22 protein-coding genes, 2 tRNA genes and 1 riboswitch are annotated in these 22,329 nt (G+C 68.1%); of the genes, 13 read left to right on the top strand and 11 right to left on the bottom strand.

The window, feature by feature from the left end:
- Positions 1–403: 403 nt before the first annotated feature.
- From QSK36_RS33285 to QSK36_RS33310, 6 genes are all read right to left on the bottom strand, one after another.
- Positions 404–2,992, bottom strand: coding sequence for a valine--tRNA ligase (locus QSK36_RS33285; RefSeq protein WP_285785127.1), 2,589 nt, complete (start codon positions 2,990–2,992; stop codon positions 404–406).
- Positions 2,993–3,065: 73 nt separating this feature from the next.
- Positions 3,066–4,349, bottom strand: coding sequence for an ATP-dependent Clp protease ATP-binding subunit ClpX (clpX, locus tag QSK36_RS33290; protein ID WP_079317756.1), 1,284 nt, complete (start codon positions 4,347–4,349; stop codon positions 3,066–3,068).
- Between the two features lie 234 nt (positions 4,350–4,583).
- Entirely contained in the window at positions 4,584–5,231 is a 648-nt protein-coding gene (locus QSK36_RS33295) for an ATP-dependent Clp protease proteolytic subunit (RefSeq protein WP_139576457.1), read from the bottom strand.
- A gap of 14 nt (positions 5,232–5,245) precedes the next feature.
- The gene (locus tag QSK36_RS33300) at positions 5,246–5,890 is read right to left on the bottom strand and encodes a ClpP family protease (protein WP_030509565.1); all 645 of its coding nucleotides are present in this window, start codon (positions 5,888–5,890) and stop codon (positions 5,246–5,248) included.
- Between the two features lie 356 nt (positions 5,891–6,246).
- Entirely contained in the window at positions 6,247–7,641 is a 1,395-nt protein-coding gene (tig, locus tag QSK36_RS33305) for a trigger factor (protein WP_285785128.1), read from the bottom strand.
- Positions 7,642–7,842: 201 nt separating this feature from the next.
- Positions 7,843–8,709: a Sco1979 family transcriptional regulator gene (locus tag QSK36_RS33310; RefSeq protein ID WP_183544219.1), complete on the bottom strand. Its 867-nt coding sequence runs from the start codon at positions 8,707–8,709 to the stop codon at positions 7,843–7,845.
- A 275-nt stretch (positions 8,710–8,984) separates the two neighbouring features.
- On the opposite strand from QSK36_RS33310, the gene QSK36_RS33315 reads away from it, so the two are divergent.
- Together QSK36_RS33315 and QSK36_RS33320 are read left to right on the top strand one after the other, a co-directional pair.
- Positions 8,985–9,464, top strand: coding sequence for an ATP-binding protein (locus tag QSK36_RS33315; protein WP_183544221.1), 480 nt, complete (start codon positions 8,985–8,987; stop codon positions 9,462–9,464).
- A gap of 239 nt (positions 9,465–9,703) precedes the next feature.
- Positions 9,704–10,012 carry a hypothetical protein gene (locus QSK36_RS33320; RefSeq protein ID WP_183544223.1) on the top strand — a complete coding sequence of 103 codons (309 nt, stop codon included), beginning with the start codon at positions 9,704–9,706 and terminating at the stop codon, positions 10,010–10,012.
- A 319-nt stretch (positions 10,013–10,331) separates the two neighbouring features.
- On the opposite strand, the gene QSK36_RS33325 is transcribed toward QSK36_RS33320, so the two are convergent.
- A tRNA-Gly gene (locus QSK36_RS33325) sits at positions 10,332–10,402 on the bottom strand.
- Between the two features lie 90 nt (positions 10,403–10,492).
- Between QSK36_RS33325 and QSK36_RS33330 the strand changes: the two genes are divergently transcribed.
- Positions 10,493–10,569: transfer RNA gene (locus tag QSK36_RS33330), tRNA-Pro, on the top strand.
- Positions 10,570–10,669: 100 nt separating this feature from the next.
- On the opposite strand, the gene QSK36_RS33335 is transcribed toward QSK36_RS33330, so the two are convergent.
- Both QSK36_RS33335 and QSK36_RS33340 read right to left on the bottom strand, forming a co-directional pair.
- Complete coding sequence (locus QSK36_RS33335; protein WP_183544225.1) at positions 10,670–11,440, bottom strand: hypothetical protein; 771 nt, start codon at positions 11,438–11,440, stop codon at positions 10,670–10,672.
- On the bottom strand, positions 11,430–11,876 hold the full coding sequence (locus QSK36_RS33340) for a PASTA domain-containing protein (protein WP_285785129.1): 447 nt from the start codon (positions 11,874–11,876) through the stop codon (positions 11,430–11,432). Before QSK36_RS33340 ends, QSK36_RS33335 begins: the two co-directional genes overlap by 11 nt.
- A gap of 183 nt (positions 11,877–12,059) precedes the next feature.
- Between QSK36_RS33340 and QSK36_RS33345 the strand changes: the two genes are divergently transcribed.
- A complete protein-coding gene (locus QSK36_RS33345; protein ID WP_183544229.1) occupies positions 12,060–12,821 on the top strand; it encodes an enoyl-CoA hydratase in 762 nt (253 codons plus the stop codon).
- A gap of 3 nt (positions 12,822–12,824) precedes the next feature.
- Here QSK36_RS33345 and QSK36_RS33350 read toward each other — a convergent pair whose 3' ends face one another.
- Complete coding sequence (locus QSK36_RS33350; RefSeq protein WP_220505617.1) at positions 12,825–13,247, bottom strand: VOC family protein; 423 nt, start codon at positions 13,245–13,247, stop codon at positions 12,825–12,827.
- 20 nt (positions 13,248–13,267) lie between these two features.
- On the opposite strand from QSK36_RS33350, the gene QSK36_RS33355 reads away from it, so the two are divergent.
- The 4 genes from QSK36_RS33355 to QSK36_RS33370 all read left to right on the top strand — a co-directional run bounded on the left by QSK36_RS33355 (position 13,268) and on the right by QSK36_RS33370 (position 17,751).
- Positions 13,268–13,765, top strand: a complete 498-nt coding sequence (locus QSK36_RS33355) for a DUF2087 domain-containing protein (protein ID WP_285785130.1) — start codon at positions 13,268–13,270, stop codon at positions 13,763–13,765.
- 77 nt (positions 13,766–13,842) lie between these two features.
- Positions 13,843–15,201: a TrpB-like pyridoxal phosphate-dependent enzyme gene (locus tag QSK36_RS33360; RefSeq protein ID WP_285785131.1), complete on the top strand. Its 1,359-nt coding sequence runs from the start codon at positions 13,843–13,845 to the stop codon at positions 15,199–15,201.
- A 162-nt stretch (positions 15,202–15,363) separates the two neighbouring features.
- Positions 15,364–17,097, top strand: a complete 1,734-nt coding sequence (locus QSK36_RS33365) for an ATP-binding SpoIIE family protein phosphatase (protein ID WP_183544233.1) — start codon at positions 15,364–15,366, stop codon at positions 17,095–17,097.
- A gap of 87 nt (positions 17,098–17,184) precedes the next feature.
- Entirely contained in the window at positions 17,185–17,751 is a 567-nt protein-coding gene (locus QSK36_RS33370) for a TIGR03086 family metal-binding protein (RefSeq protein ID WP_285785132.1), read from the top strand.
- A gap of 64 nt (positions 17,752–17,815) precedes the next feature.
- Here the strand turns inward: QSK36_RS33370 and QSK36_RS43765 are convergent, their stop codons facing one another.
- Positions 17,816–18,133 carry a 50S ribosomal protein bL37 gene (locus tag QSK36_RS43765; RefSeq protein WP_502883383.1) on the bottom strand — a complete coding sequence of 106 codons (318 nt, stop codon included), beginning with the start codon at positions 18,131–18,133 and terminating at the stop codon, positions 17,816–17,818.
- Between QSK36_RS43765 and QSK36_RS33375 the strand changes: the two genes are divergently transcribed.
- From QSK36_RS33375 to QSK36_RS33395, 5 genes are all read left to right on the top strand, one after another.
- Positions 18,033–18,836: a DeoR/GlpR family DNA-binding transcription regulator gene (locus tag QSK36_RS33375; RefSeq protein ID WP_183544237.1), complete on the top strand. Its 804-nt coding sequence runs from the start codon at positions 18,033–18,035 to the stop codon at positions 18,834–18,836. The two genes, QSK36_RS43765 and QSK36_RS33375, sit on opposite strands and share 101 nt — an antisense overlap.
- 93 nt (positions 18,837–18,929) lie before the next feature.
- A complete protein-coding gene (galT, locus tag QSK36_RS33380; protein ID WP_285785133.1) occupies positions 18,930–19,988 on the top strand; it encodes a galactose-1-phosphate uridylyltransferase in 1,059 nt (352 codons plus the stop codon).
- Positions 19,989–20,058: 70 nt separating this feature from the next.
- Positions 20,059–20,197, top strand: a riboswitch (cyclic di-AMP (ydaO/yuaA leader).
- 34 nt (positions 20,198–20,231) lie between these two features.
- Complete coding sequence (locus tag QSK36_RS33385) at positions 20,232–21,143, top strand: coiled-coil domain-containing protein (RefSeq protein ID WP_285785134.1); 912 nt, start codon at positions 20,232–20,234, stop codon at positions 21,141–21,143.
- 83 nt (positions 21,144–21,226) lie between these two features.
- Positions 21,227–21,724: an HAD domain-containing protein gene (locus QSK36_RS33390; RefSeq protein WP_285785135.1), complete on the top strand. Its 498-nt coding sequence runs from the start codon at positions 21,227–21,229 to the stop codon at positions 21,722–21,724.
- 243 nt (positions 21,725–21,967) lie between these two features.
- Positions 21,968–22,300, top strand: a complete 333-nt coding sequence (locus tag QSK36_RS33395) for a hypothetical protein (RefSeq protein ID WP_285785136.1) — start codon at positions 21,968–21,970, stop codon at positions 22,298–22,300.
- The last annotated feature ends 29 nt before the right edge of the window (positions 22,301–22,329 follow it).

Genomic DNA, 22,329 nt, shown 5'->3' on the forward strand with positions numbered 1-22,329 from the left:
GGTCTTAATTCTTCCCGACCGGCTCTTCCGTGTCAAATCCGCCCCACCGGGACTTAATTTGACCCGAAACCCGCCGACCGACAGGAATTCGACCACCCCGTTTCCGGGGCAACCCCTCTAACTTACCTGATTCCCGAAAGCCCGTCGAATCGTGACGAGACATCCCGAAATCGGGTCCGATGTAAGGGAGTCGCTGAGAGCCTAACAGCCGATCCCCTGAGGGGGGTTCAGACTCGCCGGTCCTCAGCGCGTGCAGAAAGACTAGCACCCGTCGAGAGGTGCTGCGCACAACTTGGGCAACTTTAGAGTCCTGCCCTGTCTCCGTGCACTTCAAACCTCTGCCGCCACAAAGCTAAGAGAGCCTGTGCGCCCTCGCGACGGCGAGGGCGCACAGGACGACGGCCTAAGCCGGCAGGGCGGTGAGCTGGGCCTCGAGGCGAGAGATGTCCTCGGCGGCCTGCTCGGCCCGTCGACGCACCTTCGCCACGACATCCTCCGGCGCCTTGGCCATGAACTGCTCGTTGCCGAGCTTCGCTGTGACCTGCGCCTGCTCCTTGCGTGCCACGGCCAGGTCCTTCTCCAGCCGCTTCCGCTCGGCGACGACGTCGATGGCTCCGGCCGTGTCGATCTCCACGAGCACCGTGCCGACGGTGAGCCGGGCTGTCGGGTTGAAGGTGTCCGCAGGTTCGTCCAGACGCAGCAGGACGCGGATCGCACCCTCATGGGCGGCGAGAGCCGTACCGGACAGGGACAGTCGCGCGGCCACCCGCTGGCCGGGCTTGAGGCCCTGGTCCGAGCGGAACCTGCGCACCTCCGTCACCAGGTTCTGCAGTGAGGAGATCTCCTGCTCGGCCGTGGGGTCGAGCAGCCCGGGCGAGGCAGAGGGCCAGGGAGCGACCACGATCGACTCCCCGCCGGTCAAAGCCCGCCACAGCTCCTCCGTCACGAACGGCACGAGCGGGTGGAGCAGCCGGAGCAGCGCGTCGAGGACATGCCCCAGCACTCGCTTGGTGTTCTCGGCCACCGCGCCGCCCTCGGCGAACTGGACCTTGGCCAGCTCGACGTACCAGTCGAAGACCTCGTCCCAGGCGAAGTGGTAGAGGGCGTCGGAGGCCTTGGCGAACTCGAACTCCTCGAAGGCCGCGTCGACACTCGTGACGACCTCCTGCAGGCGCGACAGGATCCACCGGTCGGCCGCCGTGAGGTCTTCGGGCAGACCGTCGGAGACGGCGCCGTTCATCAAGGCGAAGCGGGTGGCGTTCCAGATCTTGTTGCAGAAATTGCGGGATCCGGCCGCCCAGTCCTCGCTGATCGCCACGTCGGAGCCGGGGTTGGCACCGCGCAGGAGCGTGAAGCGCGTGGCGTCCGCGCCGTACCGCTCGATCCAGTCGAGCGGGTCGACGACGTTGCCGAACGACTTCGACATCTTCTTGCCGAACTGGTCGCGCACCATGCCGTGCAGCGCCACGGTCCGGAACGGCGGCTGGCCGTCCATCGCGTACAACCCGAACATCATCATCCGGGCGACCCAGAAGAACAGGATGTCGTAACCGGTGACGAGCACGGTCGTCGGATAGAAGCGGGCCAGATCGGGCGTGGCGTCGGGCCAGCCCAGCGTGGAGAACGGCCACAGCCCGGAGGAGAACCACGTGTCGAGGACGTCCTGGTCCTGCTCGTAACCGGCCGGCGGCTCCTCATCGGGCCCCACACAGACCATGTCGCCGTCCGGGCCATACCAGACGGGGATCCGGTGTCCCCACCACAGCTGGCGCGAGATGCACCAGTCGTGCATGTCGTCGACCCAGTCGAAGTAGCGCTTGGCCAGCTCCGGCGGGTGGATGCGGGTGCGGCCGTCACGCACGGCGTCACCGGCGGCCTTGGCCAGCGGTGTGACGTTGACGAACCACTGCAGCGACAGCCGCGGCTCGACCACGGTCTTGCAGCGGGAGCAGTGGCCGACGGAGTGCACGTACGGCCGCTTCTCGGCGACGATGCGGCCCTGCTCGCGCAGCGCGGCGACCACGGCGGGCCGCGCCTCGAACCGGTCGAGGCCCTGGAAGGGCCCGTGGGCGGTGATGACGCCGCGCTCGTCCATGATGACGAGCGACTCCAGCGAGTGGCGGCGCCCGATCTCGAAGTCGTTCGGGTCGTGCGCGGGGGTGACCTTGACCGCGCCGGTGCCGAAGGAGGGGTCCACGTGCTCGTCCGCGACGATCGGGATGCGCCGCCCGGTGAGCGGCACCTCGACGTACTTGCCGACCAGGTGCGCGTAGCGCTCGTCGGCGGGGTGGACGGCGACCGCGGTGTCGCCCAGCATGGTCTCGGCGCGGGTGGTGGCGACGACGATCTCCTCGTCGCCCGAGCCGTACCGGATCGAGACGAGCTCGCCGTCGTCGTCGCTGTGCTCGACCTCGATGTCGGACAGGGCGGTCAGGCAGCGGGGGCACCAGTTGATGATCCGCTCGGCGCGGTAGATGAGGCCGTCGTCAAACAGCTTCTTGAAGATCGTCTGGACGGCCCGGGAGAGCCCCTCGTCCATCGTGAAGCGCTCACGCGACCAGTCCACGCCGTCGCCGAGCTTCTTCATCTGGCCGAGGATCCGGCCGCCGGACTCCTCCTTCCACTGCCAGACGCGCTCGACGAACGCCTCACGGCCGAAGTCGTGGCGAGACAGGCCCTCCTTGGCGATCTCGCGCTCCACGACGTTCTGCGTGGCGATGCCGGCGTGGTCCATGCCGGGGAGCCACAGCGTCTCCATACCTCGCATCCGGGCTCGCCGGGTGAGCGCGTCCTGGATCGAGTGGTCGAGGGCGTGGCCCACGTGGAGCGACCCGGTCACGTTGGGCGGGGGAAGCACGATGCTGTACGGCTCGCGCCCGCTGCCCGGGTCCGCGGTGAAGTAGCCCGCCGATACCCAGCGCTCGTAGCTCCGGATCTCGACATCGGCGGGGGCGTACTGGGTGGGCAGCTCAGACGTAGTCACGGTGCCCAATTCTAGGGACGTCCGGACGCCGCCCGAGCCGTCGCCGCACGCCCTGTGGACAACGCGCCGGCGAAGGCCCGCGTCAGGCCGACTTCTCCCTCGGGGTCCGCTGCTGCTTGGCCTGCAGCTGGTCGCGTGGCACCAGAGTCGGATTCACGTGCTCCAGCACGGCCTCGCGGGTGATGACGACGCGGGCCACGTCCTGGCGGGAGGGCACCTCGTACATCACGGACTGGAGGACTTCCTCCATGATGGCGCGCAGCCCGCGGGCGCCGGTGCCGCGCAGGATCGCCTGGTCGGCGATGGCCTCCAGCGCGTCGTCGGAGAACTCCAGCTCGACGTTGTCGAGTTCGAGCAGGCGCCGGTACTGCTTCACGAGCGCGTTGCGCGGCTCGGTGAGGATCTGGATCAGCGCGTCCCTGTCAAGGTTGTGCACCGACGTGATCACCGGGAGCCGGCCGACGAACTCGGGGATCATGCCGAACTTCAGGAGATCTTCCGGCATGACGTCCGAGAAGATGTCGGAGGAGTCCATCTCCTCCTTCGAGTGGATGATCGCGTTGAAGCCGATGCCCTTCCTGCCGACCCTCGACTCGATGATCTTCTCGAGACCGGCGAAGGCGCCACCGCAGATGAACAGCACGTTCGTGGTGTCGATCTGGATGAACTCCTGATGGGGGTGCTTGCGCCCGCCCTGCGGGGGCACGCTCGCCGTGGTCCCCTCAAGGATCTTCAGCAGGGCCTGCTGCACGCCCTCGCCCGACACGTCCCGCGTGATCGACGGGTTCTCGCTCTTACGGGCGATCTTGTCGACCTCGTCGATGTAGATGATGCCGGTCTCGGCCTTCTTGACGTCGTAGTCGGCGGCCTGGATCAGCTTGAGGAGGATGTTCTCCACGTCCTCGCCGACGTAGCCGGCCTCGGTCAGCGCGGTCGCGTCCGCGATGGCGAACGGCACGTTGAGCATCTTGGCGAGGGTCTGCGCGAGCAGGGTCTTGCCCGACCCGGTGGGGCCGAGCAGCAGGATGTTGGACTTGGCCAGCTCCAGGCCGTCGTCACGGCCCCGCTCCCCGGACTGGACGCGCTTGTAGTGGTTGTAAACCGCTACCGACAGGGCCTTCTTCGCCTTGTCCTGCCCGATGACGTACGCGTCGAGGAACTCGTAGATCTCGCGCGGCTTGGGGAGGTTGTCCCACTTGAGCTCGGAGGACTCGGACAGCTCCTCCTCGATGATCTCGTTGCAGAGATCGATGCACTCATCGCAGATGTAGACGCCTGGTCCGGCGATGAGCTTCTTGACCTGCTTCTGGCTCTTGCCGCAGAACGAGCACTTCAGCAGGTCTCCCCCGTCGCCGATGCGTGCCACCCCAGATACTCCTTTGCGTGGGACCGCCCCTGCCGCCGCGGTCGCTTCCGTCCGCACCTGCTCACGATCCGGGCTCATGATCCTGGGTCATGAGCCAGCGATCGCGATCCGGTGCGAAAACGTCATCCCGCTCAGGTTTCGACGTTACCGTCTCTCGGGCCCTCAGTGAGCCCCCTAGCGGTGAGTCGCACCGGAACGTGCCCAAATGGGCACCGTTCCGGTGCGGCAACTCCCTCAGGAAGCGGCGACCGCCGCCGCGCGCTTCTTCCGCGACGGGATGATGTCGTCCACCAGCCCGTACGCCTTCGCCTCCTCGGCGCTGAGGATCTTGTCACGCTCGATGTCCTTGCGGACCTCGTCGGGCGCCTTGCCCGAGTGCTTCGCCACGATCTCCTCGAGCAGCGACCTCATCCGCAGGATCTCACGAGCCTGGATCTCGATGTCACTGCCCTGGCCGCCGCCCTCGGTGTAGGGCTGGTGGATCAGCACGCGGGCGTTGGGCAGCGCGAACCGCTTGCCCGGCGTGCCGCCGGCCAGCAGGACCGCTGCGGCCGAGGCCGCCTGCCCAAGGCAGACCGTCTGGATCTCGGGCCGGACGAACTGCATGGTGTCGTAGATCGCGGTCATCGCGGTGAACGAGCCGCCCGGCGAGTTGATGTACATGCTGATGTCGCGGTCCGGGTCCAGCGACTCCAGCGTCAGCAGCTGCGCCATCACGTCGTTCGCCGAAGCGTCGTCGATCTGGACGCCGAGGAAGATGATGCGGTCCTCGAACAGCTTGTTGTAGGGGTTCATCTCCTTGACGCCGTACGACGTGCGCTCGACGAAGGAGGGAAGAACGTAGCGGCCGTTGATGTCACCCGGCCGGATCAGCTCACTCATCTGGGAAGCTCCAGTCACGAGACGGCGCCCTCGGAGGGCACCTGGCGGGCGCTGCGCACCACGTGGTCGATGAAGCCGTAGTCCTTGGCCTCCTCGGCCGTGAACCAGCGGTCCCGGTCGGAGTCGCGCTCGATCTGATCGAGCGGCTGGCCGGTGTGGAAAGCGATCCGCTCCGCGAGCGTCTTCTTCACGTACAGCATCTGCTCGGCCTGGATCGCGATGTCGGCCGCGGTGCCGCCGATGCCGCCCGACGGCTGGTGCATCATGATCCGGGCGTGCGGAAGCGCGTACCGCTTGCCGCGGGCGCCGGCACAGAGCAGGAACTGCCCCATGGAGGCGGCCAGGCCCATGGCGACCGTGCAGACGTCGTTCGGCACGTACTCCATCATGTCGTAAATCGCCATGCCGGCGGTCACCGAGCCACCGGGGGAGTTGATGTACATCCAGATGTCGCGGTCCGGGTCATCGGCGGCGAGGAGCAGGAGCTCAGCGGCCAGCCGGTTGGCCACCTCGTCGTTGACCTGGGTGCCGAGCACCACGATCCGCTCGCGCAGCAGGCGCTGGTAGAGCTGGTCCTCGAGGCGGGAGGGGCCACCCTCCGGGCTCCGGGCCTCGAAGCCGGAACCACCGGTCGGGAAGAAGGTCGGCGGGCTGGTCACAGCGTCACCTTCCGATGCGTCGTAATCGATTGGCTTTGCTTGTGACCTTAACGCGCGACGCAGACAGGTCATGCCCGTGCGCCGTACTGTTCGCTGACGGCGCATGCCCGGCCCGTCACGGGGCCCCTGCACCGCATCGCCCGTGTTTCCCGCCGTGGCCGCACGGCCGGGGGCACGGGGATCTCAGCCGTACGATTGCTCCCCGACACGCGGTAAGAAACAAATTTGCAGGGATTTGCCTGAACATAACCGGAAACCCCCGGCGCACCCGAGTGCGACGGGGGTTTCACCGTTACCGCCACACCGACCGGCCTCCCGGCCGGTCGGTGGCAGAAGTCAGGCGAGAGCCTGGGAAATCAGCTTTCCTCGGCCTCGTCGGCGGGCTCCCCGGCACCCGCCTCCTCCACGCCCACGGCCTCCTGCTCGGGGTTGAGCTCGGCGTAGATGGCCTTGACGTCCACCTCGTTGCCGGCCGTGTCGGTCACCTTGGCCGCGTCGCCGATGAGGGTCTTGGCCTTCTCGCGCACGATCTCCATCATCGCCAGCGGAAGCTGGTTGTTGTCGGCGAGGTGCTGGGCCAGCGTGTTCGGCGCGACGCCCATCTGCATGGCGCGGCGCACCACGAAGTCGGTCAGCTCCTGCTCGCTGACGCCGATCTCCTCCGCCTTGACGATCTTGTCGAGCACGAAGCCCGACTTCAGCGCCTTGGCCGAGGTCGACTCGTACTCGGCGAACAGCTCCTCCTCGGAGGTCTGCTGGAGGCGGAGGTACGCCTCGCGGCTCAGGCCGCTCTCGGCGACCTGGTGCTCGAGGTTGTGCTTGCGCGCGTCGATCTCCGCCTGGAGCGCGCTCTCGGGCAGCGGGATGTCGATCTTGTCGAGCAGCGCGTCGAGCGCCTTCTCGCGGCTCTGCACGACCTGGTCCACCAGCTTGTTGCGGCGAACCTGCTGACGGATGCTGTCCTTGAGCTCGTCGAGCGTGTCGAACTCGCTGGCGAGCTGCGCGAACTCGTCGTCGAGCTCGGGCAGCACCTTCTCCTTGACCGACTTGACGTTGATGATCACGTCGGCCTCCTCGCCGGCGTTCTCGCCGCCGACGAGCGTGGTGCGGAAGGTCTTCTCGTCACCGGCGGCCATGCCCTCCAGCGCCTCGTCCAGGCCCTGCAGGACCGAGCCCGCACCGACCTCGTACGACACGTCGGCGGCCTGCTGCTCGTCGAGGTTGCGGCCGTCGATCTCGGCACGCAGGTCCATGACGACGTAGTCGCCGTTCTGAGCCGGCCGCTCGACGCCGGTCAGCGTCGCGAAGCGCTGGCGCAGGGCCTCGAGCTGGGTGGTGATGTCCTCGTCGGTCACCTCGGCGGGGTCGACCACGACTTCGGCGCCCTGGTAGTCCGGAATGTCGAAGGCGGGGCGGATGTCCACCTCGGCGGTGAACTCGACCTGCTCACCGTCCTCGATCTTGGTGACCTCGATCTCCGGCTGGCTGACCGGGAAGACCTCGGTCTCGTCAACGGCCTGGCCGTACAGCTTGGGCAGGGCGTCGTTCAGGGTCTCCTCGAGAACCACCGCGCGGCCGAAGCGCTGCTCGATGATCCGGGCCGGCACCTTGCCAGGACGGAAGCCGGGCACGCGCACCTGCTGCGCGACCTTCTTGTACGCGGCCTGCAGGCTCGGCTCGAGCTCCTTGAACGGCACCTCGACGGTGAGCTTGACCCGGGTAGGGCTGAGCTCCTCGACAGCGGTCTTCACGGGGTGGTCTCCTTGATCCAGCATCTGGTGATCGCGGGCACGTCATGCACGGCAACCGCGGCACAGTAACGCGCGCCGCGCCCACGTGAAAGGCACAGGATCACCGTCTCGCCTGCACGCGACCTGTCCGGGCATGCTCGACTGTGGCGGGTGTCCAACGCCAAGGGCAGTCTAGAACAGATGAGGCCCGGTAGCGACTGATCAGAGGTCGGCCATGATCTGCCGCAGCAGGTCCACCGTCTCCGTGGGGGTGGTGCTGACCGCGCAGAGGCGTTCCATGACCTCGCTGTAGCGATCGACTTCTTCCCGTTTGTCCAGGTAGAGCGCACTAGCGAGCTGCTCGACGTACACGATGTCGGGCAGGTCGGGATCAGAGAACCGCAGGATGCTGAAAGCACCGCCCTCGGCGGCGTGTCCGCCGTAGCTGAACGGGATGACCTGGATCGTCACGTTGGGCTGGTTCATCAGGTCGATGAGGTGCTGGATCTGACCCCGCATCACCTCGACGCCGCCGATCGGGCGGCGCAGCGCGGCCTCGTCGATCACCGCCCAGAACTTCGGGCTGTTCTCGCCGTCGAGGATGCGCTGGCGTTCCAGCCGCAGGTCCACCCGCCTGGCGATCTCCTCCGGCGCCGCGCCGACCGCGCCGGCCATGATGACCGCCCGCGCGTACTCCTTTGTCTGCAGCAGGCCGGGAACGAACTGCACCTCGTAGGTGCGGATGCGCTCGGCGGCCTCCTCCAGGCCGACGTAGGCCTGGAACCACGAGGGCAGCAGGTCGTTGAACCGGTGCCACCAGCCGGGCTCGTTGGCCTGATCGACCAGGTTCATCACGACAACGCGCGTCTCCTCGTCCTCCACTCCGTAGAGGGCGAGAAGGTCGGCCACGTCGCGTTCCTTGAATCCGACCCGGCCCAGCTCCATCCGGCTGATCTTCGATTCGGACGCCCGGATGCACTGGCCGGCCTGATCACGGCTGATGCCCTTGCTCTCACGAAGCTTGCGGAGCTGGGAACCGAGAAGGATGCGCAGAGCCGTCGGACCCGATCCAGCCTGGATCTGTATCACGGCGCCTCCCTCTCACCTCGGCCTTGTGTGCCGCCAAGGGACGACCCGCACGACACCCCCAGCCCACACAGTGTCACCACTTCGGGCTCCGATGACAAGGTCTGATCTACGTGTCCCTGACGGTTAGCACTACCGCATTGTGCGTATGCACGTGACAATTGCACGTGCATTTGGGTCTTGCAGCGGCGGGAGGCGCTGATCCATCATGTCTAGGTGCATATTGGGCCAAATGTGCACCAGTCCTCGATACAGGCCAGCGGGAGGTACGGGCAACCATGTCGGACGAGCCCAAACCCGGCGGCCAGCTGACCCGCGACGTGGGATTCGGCTGGTTCCGGAGGGCGGCAGGGGCGTCCGATACGACGATGTGCCCCCTGGCCCCGCAGGCCGACTCCGTCAAGACCGCGCGTGACGTCACGCGGACGACCTTGCAACAGTGGGGTCTGTCGGAACTGAGTGACGACGCGGCACTGGTCGTGAGCGAACTGGTGACGAACGCGGTTCGTTACGCGCTGTATCCGGCGAACCGCTCCGACGACCGGCCGATAACACTGACGCTCCTGCGCATCGCCCCGCACGTGCTGCTCGCCGTCTCGGATCCGAGCGACCAGGCGCCGTCGCCCGTGCAGCCCGACTTCGTCTCCGAGCACGGACGCGGCCTCTACATCGTCGAGACCTACAGCCAGGCGTGGGGCTGGGACGCGCTGGACGAGGGCGGCAAGGCCGTCTGGGCCCTCTTCCGCACCGGCGACTGACCCTTTCTCAGCGTCCGCCCGTTCCCCCCGTCACCTCGCTCCAGGTTTGCGAGATCCGGGTCAGAGACAGGGCATCCGAAAGGAGGCTCGCCCGGCGCTTCGGAGGTCGGCCCCTCTTACTCCGCCGTTCTCCTCGGTCGCGAGGACCTGCCCGTCGGGGGGTCCGCGCCTTCCATGCCCGGGAGGATGGCGTGCTGATTCCCCGCTATGACTGGCACGCTCGTGGCACGGTATGGATCATGCAGGAGACTCGTGCATATCTGATCAGGCCAGAGGACGGGCCGGAATGGATCCCCATACACGCGCGAGATCTTGCGCGCGTCCTCACCCCTGACGGGTGGGAGGCTTGCCTCGTGGACGGCTGGGGCGATCACCGGATTCGGGTGCGGGATGTTGACGTCTCCTTTTCGGCCGAGGATGTCGGCTGGCAGGTGTCCATAGAGGGGGATCTCCCCGCAAACGTCGCCGATGACCTTGTGGACGTCGTAACGCGGCAGATAACGGCACACGCTGGCCTGTCAGCTGTTTGGGTGCTGCTCAGCGAGTAGGCGCGGCCCCGCAGGCTTCTCCCCTGTCTGATCTTCCCGTCTGCACCCATCGCGAAGCGACAGCGGGCCGGCGCGTTCCGGTCGTCGGGTGGTCGCCATCCCTCCGGAACTCCTCCCCCAGCTTCGCGAGCATGTCGAGCGCTACTTGGACAAGGCGGCGGACGGCTGGGTCTTCATCGGCCCCAAGGGCGCTCGCCTCCGGCGCTCCAGCTTCCGCCGGACCTGGAACAAACATATGTGGCACGGAAGATCGGAAACAGTGTCGTGAGATCACAAAGGCCAGGCTCCCCGTGCGGGTGACCTGGCCTTTCGTGGTGAGAGCGGACGACGGGAATCGAACCCGCGTAGCCAGTTTGGAAGACTGGGGCTCTACCATTGAGCTACGTCCGCGCGCGCCCGGTGTCCATCTGGTCTAGACTTCATCCGGTCGTCAGGGCGTAAGCGTACCGGAGTCTCGGAGCGCTCGCGTACCCGACGAGACGGGGCGTGGCGCAGCTTGGTAGCGCGCTTGCTTTGGGAGCAAGAAGTCGCAGGTTCAAATCCTGTCGCCCCGACCAGCTCTCACGTACTACATAGGCCGCTTCCGCTCGCCGGGAGCGGCCTTGTCCGTTCCCTGGGCGACTGGGGCGACCAACTGTGTGACCAGGGCTCCGTCAGTCACCAGTCGAGGAGCAGCCCGTAGCCGTCCTGGGTGGCTCGATCCATCCAGTCGAGGCAGTCGGTGAGAGCCGCATCGTCCAAGGCGGTTTCCACGAAATCGTCGAAGTCGGGAGGCTGTTGGATTCGGACCTTCTGTCTGTTGGGAACCAGGGAGTTCCACGACCGAGCGAGTTCCACCATGAGATCGCTGTGGACGGGAAGCCTCGCCTCGGTTGGGGCGTCTGCGCCCCAATGAGGGGCCGGTGGTACGGCCGGGAGTGGAAGAGCCAGGATCTGTTCTCGGACGGGGATGAGTGCCGGACGCGTGGCCCAGGTGTTCGTGCGGTCCCGGGCGGTGGCAGCCTGATCGCGGAGCACCTGCCATCGCAGCGCGACCTGCCGCGTCATCGCGTAGCAGTACCACGCGTGCAGGTAGTCGCGATGGGCCCCGCGACGGATCTGGTCGAGGTGCGACCGCCAACGGTGCAGACGGTCCGGAAGCTCCGCGGGCAGATAGCTGCGATAGGCCGCCAGCCGCCACTCTGCGGGGAAGACGGGGCTGAGGACGAAAGCGCTCACCCGCCGGTAACTGTCAGGGCCGGAGTCCACGTCCACGTGGTGTACGAGCTCGCATGATCCCGGGCCGGCGTCGACCTGGAGATGATCGAACTCCCCTTCGAACCAGTTGCCCGTGGCCGCGAACGCCGCGGCCTGCTGCTGGACGAGCACGACCAGGACCTCTGGGGAGGCACCCGGCACGGGCCGCATCCGGATCCAGTCAACGCCCACGACGTCCTCGGCCTTCGGTCGGGTTCTGCCGGGCGTGGAGATCATGGGCCGGCTCATACGGGTCTGCGGTCGCCGTGGTGGGGCTGGGCACGGGCATGTCCTTGCGCGTGACATAGAACACGATCGGAATGGTGCTCTTGAGGAGGGTTCCCGGAGCCGGTTCCTGACCGGCCACGATCCAATCCGTCGGGGCCTTCATCTCCTCGCCGTCCACGGTGTGTATCTCCGGGACGAATCCGAGAGCGGTGACCACTCTTCTCGCGGTCTCCGCGTCCTGATACCAGAGCTCGGGCATCGTGGACGCGTCGAGGGCCGATTCCGTCGGCCGTCCCGACGCGGTGGGCGCGCGGTACGGCGTGGTGGAACCAGGGGCGGGGAGAATCAGCGCGAAGGTGGCGATGACGGCGGCGCCGAAGGCGGCGACGATCGCGGTCATCAGAGATATCGCCACAGAGCGCCGCATAAACGATGCGTACCATGATCTTGACGAGAGTTCGAGCCGAACGGCCCAGGTGACCGCTGATCCTGCGGGCGGGCCACTCGCGCACCGGCGTGACGTCCGGGGGCCGGCACCTTTCTATAACCTGTTCTCGCTACCCCCGGAACCCTGAGGAGCATCATGGGTGACCTGGTCCTCGTCGACCGGCCCTCCGAGGCCGTCGCGGTCGTGACGCTGAACCGTCCGCGCAAGTACAACGCGATCTCCAAGGCGCTGCTCGAAGAGTTCCATGACACGCTCAAGCGACTCGCGGAGGAGCCCGGCCTGCGCGCGATGGTCCTCACCGGGGCCGACCCCGCCTTCTGCGCGGGCCTGGACCTCGGCGAACTCGAAGCGGCGGTGCAGATCGGCCACCCCGACTCCATCCTCCCGCTGCGGAACTTCCCGGTGCCCGTCATCGGGGCGGTCAACGGCGTGGCAGTGACCGGTGGTCTGGAGTTCGCCCTCGCCTGCGACTTCAGGATCGCCAGCGAACGGGCGAGGTTCGCCGATACCCACACCCGCGTCGGCATCGTGCCCTCCTGGGGCATGACGGCCCGGCTCAGCCAGGCCGTCGGGCAGTCATGGGCCCGGCAGATGACGTTCACCGGGGACTTCGTCGACGCTTCCCTGGCACTGCGCATCGGCCTGGTGAACGAGGTCGTCGCGCACGACCGGCTGCTGCCCCGGGCCGTTGAGCTCGCGCAGAGCATCGCGACGACGACGCCGGAGACGCTGGGCAGGATCCGGGAGATCTACGACCTCCTGCGCGACGGCACCGGCGCCGACGGCCTCCGGGCCGAACTGGAGACCGGCCGGGACGGGCTCGCCATCACCAGCCCTGAGGATTTCGCCGCCCGCAGGCGCGCCGTGTTCGACCGGGGCCGGACACAGACCCGCTGAAAGTCACTCCTCCTCCACGTACGGATGGGTGAGGAACTCGATGGCGTGGCCGTCGGGGTCGTCCACGTACACCCCGCGGCCGTGGTGGCGGTGGTTGATCTGCTGCGGCTCCTGGTGGTGGGGGCCGCCCCAGTAGGGCAGGCCCCGCTCGGCGATGCGGGCGCAGATGTCGTCGAACTCGTCCTCAGAGACGAGGAACGCCAGGTGCTGCATGACGATCCGGTCCCGGTCGACGATCGAGTCGGCGTAGTCGATCGTCACGCCGTTGCCGACCCGGACCGTGGCGAACGGCCCGAAAGCGCCGGGCTCGGGCTCACCGAGCAGCCCGGTCAGGAACCGGGCGGACTCGAAGCGGTCGCTGCTGTGCACGATCGTGTGATCCAGTTGAGCGGTCACGTCGCCCTCCAGGTTTCCTACGGTCTTCATCCACGCAATACCGTGGACAGGTGATCGACAAGCACATCTCCCGCGTGCTCGGGCTACTCGGGCAGGACGACACGCTCCGGGTCCTCGCCGGACTGGTCCTGCGTCCCGGTGAGCCGCTCGACAAGGTCACCGGGCTCGACCGGGAAGGGGTGTCCAAGGCCCTGGACCGGCTGGAGCGGGGCGGCCTCGCCGTACGGGACGGGGACGGCTGGCGGGCGCGGCCCGAGACCTTCCGCGATCTGCTGCGCACGATCCCCTCCACGCCGGCGGATCCGATGGACGCGTTCCTGGTCGGCGGGCGGCTCGTCTCCATCCCCGTGAAGAGGGCCAAACGGCTGATCGTGCTCGACTACATCGCGCAGGTGTTCGAGGTGGGTGTGCGCTATCCGGAGAAGGAGGTCGACGTGGCGCTGCGGGCGTTCCACGACGACTACGCCGCGCTGCGCCGTTATCTGGTGGACGAGGGGTTCCTCACCCGGGAGGCCAACGTCTACTGGCGCTCGGGCGGAACCACCTGACGCAGCCGTCTGACCGGGTCCGGCCACATCGGCAAACGCCCTTTCCCGATGGGCCCCCGGCGCGGACACTGGGAGTTATGGGCGAGCCGACCAGGGTCCTTCTCGACGAGTCCCGGATTCCCCGGAACTGGTACAACGTCGTCCCCGATCTGCCCACGCCTCCCCCGCCGGTGCTCCACCCGGCGACGCTGCAGCCGGTCGGCCCCGACGACCTCGCACCGCTCTTCCCGGCGGCGCTGATCGAGCAGGAGGTGTCGGGTGAGCGGTTCGTCCCGATCCCTGACGGCGTCCTCGACGTCTACCGCCTCTGGCGGCCCACGCCCCTCATCCGCGCCCGGCGGCTTGAACGCGTCCTCGGCACGCCCGCGCGGATCTACTACAAGTACGAGGGCGGCAGCCCGTCGGGCTCGCACAAGCCCAACACGGCGGTCCCCCAGGCGTACTACAACGCGCGGGAGGGCGTGCGGAGGCTGACCACCGAGACCGGCGCGGGCCAGTGGGGCTCCGCCCTGGCGTTCGCCTGCGGGCAGTACGGCCTGGCCTGCGAGGTCTGGATGGTCAGGGCGTCGTACGAGCAGAAGCCGTACCGCCGCACGCTGATGAAGATCTACGGCGCGACCCTGCACGCCAGCCCGTCGGCCGTGACCACGGCGGGCAGCAGGATCCTGGCGGAGGACCCCCACTGCACGGGGTCGCTGGGCATCGCGATCAGCGAGGCGGTCGAGGTCGCCGGGCAGCACGACGACACGCGATACGCCCTCGGCTCGGTGCTCAACCACGTTCTGCTGCACCAGACCGTGATCGGCGAGGAGGCGCTGGAGCAGTTGGCCGTCCTCGGCGAGACCCCCGACGTGGTGATCGGCTGCACCGGCGGCGGCTCCAACTTCGCCGGGCTGGCCTTCCCGTTCCTGCGCGAGAAGCTGGCGGGGCGCATGAACCCCGTGCTGCGGAGCGTCGAGCCCGCCGCCTGCCCGTCCCTGACCCGGGGCACCTACGCGTACGACTTCGGCGACACGGCGGGGTTCACGCCGCTGATGAAGATGCACACGCTGGGGCACACGTTCGTGCCCGACCCGATCCACGCCGGCGGGCTGCGCTACCACGGCATGTCGCCGCTGCTCTCGCACATCTACGCGCTGGGCCTGGTGGAGGCCGTGGCCGTCACGCAGACCGAGTGCTTCGACGCGGGGATCCGCTTCGCCAGGGCCGAGGGGATCGTGCCGGCTCCCGAACCCTCCCACGCGGTGGCCGCGACGATCGCGGAGGCGTTGCGGTGCGCCGAGTCGGGCGAGGAGAAGGTCATCGTGATGTCCCTGTGCGGGCACGGCCACTTCGACCTGCCCGCCTACGAGAGCCGTCTCGCCGGCCGCCTTGAGGATTTCACGCTTCCGCAGGAGCGGATCGACGCGGCCCTCGCGCACCTGCCCGCCGTCTGATGTGACGCATGCCCGCCGATATCCGTTTCGTCCCTTGACCGGCGGGTACGGCTGCGCCATCGCGCCGTCATACCGACCGGAGCACTCATGTCAAACGGCTGAAATGCGCGGTATCAGCTCCATACGATTCTGGAACACCATCCGCTCTCTCCGGAGAAATCGTTGAACCGGAACTGCGTCATCAAGGACCCCGCCCCGGGTAACCGGGCGCAGTGGCGCCGCAGCAGCGCCGCGTCCGCGCACGAGCGGCTGGCTTTCCTGAACGAGGCGAGCCGGCGGATCGGCAGCACACTCGACTTATCCGAGACGAGCCGGGAGCTCGTCGACGTGGCGGTCCCCCGCTTCGCCGACGCGGCGGCCGTGATGGTGCAGGACCGCCTCATGGCGGACGGCGAGTTGTCGTCCAGGCCGGTGGACGGGACCACCCTCGTACGCCGGGTCGCCCTGGGCGTGGCCGGTGCCGATCCGGACGCCTGGACGACGGCCTTCCCCGTCGGCGAGGCGACGGTCTACCCGGCGATCCTTCCGCAGGCCCAGTGCATGGCCGGCGGCAAACCGCTGATGTACCCGGCACTCGACAAGGAGAGCGCCCGGCTGATCGGCGCCAGCCTGGACCGGGAGGAGGCGGTCGCCTCGCTCCTGACCGACTCCTCGTTCCTCGCGGTGCCCCTGCGAGCGCGGGGAAGGGTCCTCGGGTGCCTGATCTTCACCAGGCACCCGGGCAGCCTGCCGTTCGAGGAGCAGGACGTGGTGGTGGCCGAGGACCTGGCCGCCCGCACCGCCGTGTGCATCGACAACGCGCGGCTGTACACCAGGGAGCGCAGGACCGCGCTGACCCTGCAGAGCAGCCTGCTGCCCGTCGAACTGCCGCAGGCGCTCGGCATGGACATCGCCTCGCGCTACCTGCCCGCCAGCGACCTGATGGGCGTCGGGGGCGACTGGTACGACGTGATCGCCCTGCCCGGGTGCCGTACCGCCCTGGTGGTGGGCGACGTCATGGGCCACGGGACCAGGGCCGCCGCGACCATGGGCCAGCTCCGCACGGCCGCGCGGACGCTCGCGAGCCTCGACCTGCCGCCCGACGAGGTGCTGTTCCGGCTCAACCTGATGAGTCAGGACCTCGACCCGAGCCAGATCGCCACGTGCATCTACGCCGTCTACGACCCGGTGACGCGCAACTGCGCGCTCGCCCGTGCCGGACACGTGCCGCCGATCCTGCTGCACCCCGACCGGTCGACCGAGATCATCGAGCTGCCCTCGGGCCTGCCCCTCGGCATCGGCAGCGACCCGCTGGAGTCGCGCGAGCTGGTCCTGCCGGCCGGAAGCGTGCTCGCCCTCTACACCGACGGCCTCGTGGAGAGCCGGGAGCGGGACCTGGACGCCGGGATCATGGGGCTGCGCCGCCTGCTCGCCGGTCCGATCGAGGACCTGGAGGACATGTGCGACGTGATCATCAGCAGCCAGCGGGCCGGCCACGAGCGTGACGACATCGCCCTGATGGTGGCCCGGGTGCGCGATCTCGACCCGGACGAGGTGGCGACCTGCCCGTTGCCGTCCGACCCGAGGTTCGTCTCGCACGCCCGCCGCTTCGTCCGCAGCACCCTGCAGAGGTGGGGGCTGAGCGGCCTGGTGGACAGCACCCAGCTCATTGTGAGCGAACTGGTCACCAACGCGCTCAAACACGGCTGGCCGCCGATCGAGCTGCGCATGTTGCGCGGCCGCACGCTGGTGGTCGAGGTCGTCGACGGCTCCCCCGCCGCTCCCGCCCCGCGCACGGCCACCCCCGACGAGGACACCGGCCGCGGTCTCCAGCTGATCAAGCGGTTCGCCTACCGCTGGGGCACCCGGCCCACCCCGTACGGAAAGATCGTCTGGGTCGAGCAGCATCTCCCTTGACCCGGACGTTCCCTCCCCTGTGAGCGTGTATGACTGATCGTCGAGAAGAGTTACGGTCGAATGGGGAGTTCGTGGCGAGGAGGGGACATGATCGACATCCGTGACGCGTACCGCAGGGCGCTGGACGGTTTCGGGGACCGCCTCCATCTCGTCCGCCGCGGACAGTGGGAGCTGCCGACTCCTTGTGTCGACTGGGACGTCCGGGGGCTCGTCAACCACGTCGTGGCCGAGAACCTGTGGGCCCCCGAGCTGCTGTCCGGCCGTACGGTCGCCGAGGTGGGGGACGCCTTCGAGGGCGACGTGCTCGGCGAGGACCCGCTCAAGGCGTTCGAGGCCTCCGCGCAGGGCGCCGTCCAGGCGGTGTACGCCGAGGGCGCCCTGACCAGCGTGACCCACCTGTCCTTCGGCGACGTGCCGGGCGAGGAGTACATCACCGAGCTGTTCGCGGACGCGCTGATCCACACCTGGGACCTGGCACGTGCCATCGGCGGGCCGGAACGGCTCGACCCCGAACTCGTCGCCTCCTGCTCGGAATGGTTCGAGAAGGCGCGGGAGGACTACCGCGAGGCGGGGGTGATCGGGGATGAGCGAGGCGTTCCGGCCGGCGCCGACCAGCAGACTCATCTGCTCGCCGCCTGGGGCAGGAACCCGTAGGTCCTATCGCAGCGCCTACCGCACAGGTCCTGTCGCAGGGCTACCGCACGGCCCTATCGCAGGGCTACCGCCCTGTGGGCCGCCTGCCGTGGTTGGCCTTCTTCTTCTTGCGTGCCTTGGACTTGCGTGCGCGCCTGCCCATCACGACCGCCTTCCGTCGAGTACGGCTTTCGCTCACTGTCCTCCCCCGGACCGCCGGCGGCAAGTACCCGGACCCCAACTCAACATGTCTCCACGTGCGTGGGGCATAATTTGTTTGAATCTGTTGACAGGAGTGGTGGATGCTGGCCCAGCAACGGCAGCAGGCGATCCTGGAGAGGGTACGCAGAACCGGCGGGGTGCGCGTCGCGCAGCTCGTGCGCGACCTCGGGGTCTCGGACATGACGATCCGCCGCGACCTGGAGGTCCTCGCGGAACGCGGCCTGATCGTCAAGGTGCACGGCGGGGCGACCGCCACCGGCACCGGCTCGACGGAGGAGCCGGGCTTCGCGGCCAAGTCGGTGCGACAGCAGGCCGAGAAGGAGGCCATCGCCCGCCGAGCCGCCATGCTCGTACGGCCGGGCAGCTCCGTCGCCCTTTCGGCCGGGACCACGACCTGGACACTGGCCCACCACCTGGTGGACGTGCCCGAGCTGACCGTGATCACCAACTCCGTCCAGGTGGCCGACGTCTTCCATCGGGCGGGACGGCCCGACCAGACCGTGGTGCTGGTGGGAGGCGTGCGCACGCCCTCCGACGCGCTGGTCGGCCCGGTGGCCGTGGCGGCCGTCCGCTCCCTGAACGTCGACACGCTCATGCTCGGCGTGCACGGCATGAGCGTCCGGGCCGGTTACACCACGCCGAACCTGCTGGAGGCGGAGACCGACCGCGCCCTCGTCGCGGCCGCCCAGCAGCTCGTGGTCCTGGCCGACCACACCAAGTGGGGGACGATCGGCATCAGCACGATCGCCGCCCTCGGCGAGGCCGGCGTGGTCGTGAGCGACGTCGGCCTGCCGGAGGAGGCGCGCGCCGCGCTTTCGGAGCACGCAGGCGAGCTCCTCCTCGCCGATCCGTCCGGGGAGACCGAGCTGGAGACCGCACTGTGACGCCGGACCTCTGCAGGAAGCCCGCTGTGCCCCCGGACATCTGGAAGCCCGCTGTGACCCGGGAAACCGCACCGTGAAGCTGGAGACCGCTCTGTGAAGCGCACCATCACCCATCTCGCCGACGGCCGTGAGCTGATCTATTTCGACCGGCGCGACGACGCCGATCACAGCGCCATCGACACCAGGGACCTGCCGCCACGTCCGCTCGCCTCCGAGTTGCGCTACGACCCCCTGATGGACGAGTGGGTGGCCGTGGCCCGGCACCGCCAGACGCGCACCCACCTGCCGTCCGCCGATGAGTGCCCGCTCTGCCCGGGCCATCCCGGCTCGGAGATCCCCTCGCCGTACGAGGTGGCGGTGTTCGAGAACCGCTTCCCGTCGTTCAGCTTCAACACCGGTGCGTACGAGCAGGTGGGCGGGCTGAGCGAGGTGCGGCCGGGGATCGGGCGCTGTGAGGTCGTCTGCTTCACCTCCGACCACGACGCGTCGTTCAGTTCACTGGGCGACGAGCATGCCGAGCTGGTCGTCGAGGCGTGGGCCGACCGTACGGCCGAGCTGTCCTCGCTGCCCGGCGTGGAGCAGGTCTTCTGCTTCGAGAACCGCGGCGCCGAGATCGGCATCACGCTGCCGCACCCCCACGGCCAGATCTACGCCTATCCGTACGTCACGCCGCGTACGCGGCAGATGCTGGACGCCGCCGCCCGCCATCAGGGCGGCAACCTGTTCGCGGACGTCCTGGCCGCAGAGCGGAAGGGCCCCCGGGTGGTGGCCGCCAACGAGCACTGGACGGCCTTCGTCCCGGCCGCCGCGCGCTACCCGTTCGAGGTGCACGTCTACCCGCACCGTCAGGTGCCCGACATCCCCGCGCTGTCGCCCGAGGAACGGGCCGCCTTCGCGCCGCTCTACATCGAGGTGCTGCGCCGCCTGGACGGGCTGTTCGGTGTCGTCATGCCGTACGTCGCTGCCTGGCACCAGGCCCCGGTCGCCTACCGGCGCGACCTCGCCTACCTCCACCTGCAGCTCTTCACGATCCGGCGCGCGCCGAACAAGCTGAAGTACCTCGCCGGATCGGAGTCGGCCATGGGCGCGTTCGTCAACGACGTGCTGCCTGAGGAGGCGGCCCGGATGCTTCGCGAAGCGATAACGGCTTGATCTCCGGTTGGTTGCGACTTTGGTGGCAGCCACGGTTTCTTTACCACTAGTATCCCTGACACCGGCCGTCACAACCGGTACGCCTAATCCCGGGCGCCCCGCCCGGGAGCCGGGGACCCAATCACGCACCTGGGGTCAAGGCAGTGGCCTGCCCGGGCTTCTCCAGCCCGAACCCGTCAGCTAACCCGGTCGGCAGATGGAGAGGAGTGGGCTCTGCCCCGCGCGTTCCCCCTGGCTGTCGGCGTGCTCGCCTCGGCCGTCCTCGTGTTCGGCACGGCCGCGCCTGGTGCCGCCGATCCCAAACCGACGGAGAAGCAGCTCAAGAAGGAGCTGTCGGACCTGCGGAAGAAGGTCGACCGGTTGATCGGCGACTACAACGCCAAACGCGTCGCCCTCGCCAAGGCCCGCGTGGAGGAGAAGGCGGCCCGAGGCCGGCTGGCCAAGGCGGAGGCCGACTACGAGGCCGCCAGCGACGCCGTACGGCAGCTGGCCGGGCTGCGCTACCAGACCGAGAGCGCGATGGCGCTGCCCGACATGAACACCGCCGCGCTGAACTACCAGCTCAAGGAGGAGCAGGCCGCCAGGCTCGCACACTTCGACCAGGTCCGCGCCGAACGGCAGCGGGCCGCGGACGCCGCCAAGACTCTGACCGGGCAGCTGAAGACGCAGGCCGCCGAGGTCGCCGGACAGCGCGAGGACGCCGAGGATCTCATCGACGAGATCAAGGACAAGCTCGACGCGCTGATCCCGATCGCGCCGGGAAAGCGCGGGGGCGGGTCGTGGGCGCCGGAGCTGCCCAGCGGCTCCGACAACATCACGCCCCGGATGCGGCTCACCCGCAGCGAGGTCGAAAAGAACTTCGACCTGCGGTTTCCGGTCGGCTGCTACCGCGCGGAGAACAGCGGCGAGCACCCCCTCGGGCGCGCCTGCGACTTCATGATGAGCTCGGGCGGCGCCATGCCCTCGCCCGAGATGAAGGCGCTCGGCGACAGCCTGGCCGCCTGGGCCATCAAGAACGGGCCGAAGCTGGGCGTGATGTACGTGATCTGGCAGCAGCGCATCTACAACCTCGGCCATCCGGGCTGGCGGACCATGTCCGACCGCGGCGGAATCACCGCCAACCACTACGACCACGTGCACATCTCGATGTACTAGGCCCGCAAGCCGCCTGCCTGCATGTTCGGTCTCGACATTTTCGAACGCGGCGTACTCACCGAACGTGACGAGGTCAGGGCAGCATGACCGGTCATACTGAACGCCCGCTGCTCTTCCTCGACGTCGACGGACCGCTTCTCCCCTTCGGCGAGGACCCGCAACGCGCACCGCGGGGCACTACACCGGACTCGCGCTTGGCGCGGCTCACCTCCGAGATGGGGAGTCGGCTGGCAGCGCTGCCCTGCGAACTCGTCTGGGCGACGACCTGGGAAGAGGAGGCGAATGCCGAGATAGCACCCCGGATCGGGCTGCCGCGACTGCCTGTCGTGAGCTGGCCGGAGCCAGCCGACCAGCACAAACGTGAGGACCAATGGTTCGGGCTCTGCTGGAAGACCCGGACCCTGGTGAACTGGGCGGGCGGACGCCCGTTCGCCTGGGTCGACGATGAGATCACCGACGCCGATAGGGAGTGGGTCTCCGTACACCACAGCGGTCGGGCTCTCCTTCACCACGTGGAGTCATACAGGGGACTCGCCGACGAAGACTTCGCCGTCCTCGATCAATGGCTTCGAGCCTTTTGAATCACCCGCGGTCCACAGAATTCGACAATCGGAGTAGGTGGCCCTGGTCGAGATCTGGTCTAAAAACCGAACCTTGGGCTTTACAGCAGCGAAATACAGCAACGTCGGCTTACGCTGCCAGGCGCCACTGCGCCGTAACTGCCTCTACAGCAGGGCGGGGAGTTCCCTACCGTCGTGACTGGCTCCCATTTGCGAGCAGGCGCTCATTACGAGCGAGATGCCCGTTTGTGTAGCGTGCAATCCATGACTGCCGGACAACATCCCCGCCTGGCGGATGTGTTTCCCGACCTCACCGCTGAGATCATCTCTCTACTGCGGGAGGACGAGAACGACCCTCTTGCCGACACGGTTGAGGACCTGCTGTTCTACGGCGCGTGCACCTGTAGGTCCACGTGCACCAACCTCTTGACGGCCCCGCGAGGTTCCTCAGGTTGCTGGGTGGTGCAGTTGGAACGCAACGGTGAAGACGTCATCTGGCTGAGCTTGGACCCCACCGCGACGACGATCACGGACATCGAGGTTTGTGACGGACGTGACCTCGGTCCGGCAAGCCGCCGGCGGAGCGTCTCTCCGTGACGAACTGGGTGACGACGCTCGCGGACGAT

This window comes from Microbispora sp. NBRC 16548 (assembly GCF_030268985.1).
Classification (GTDB): domain Bacteria; phylum Actinomycetota; class Actinomycetes; order Streptosporangiales; family Streptosporangiaceae; genus Microbispora; species Microbispora catharanthi.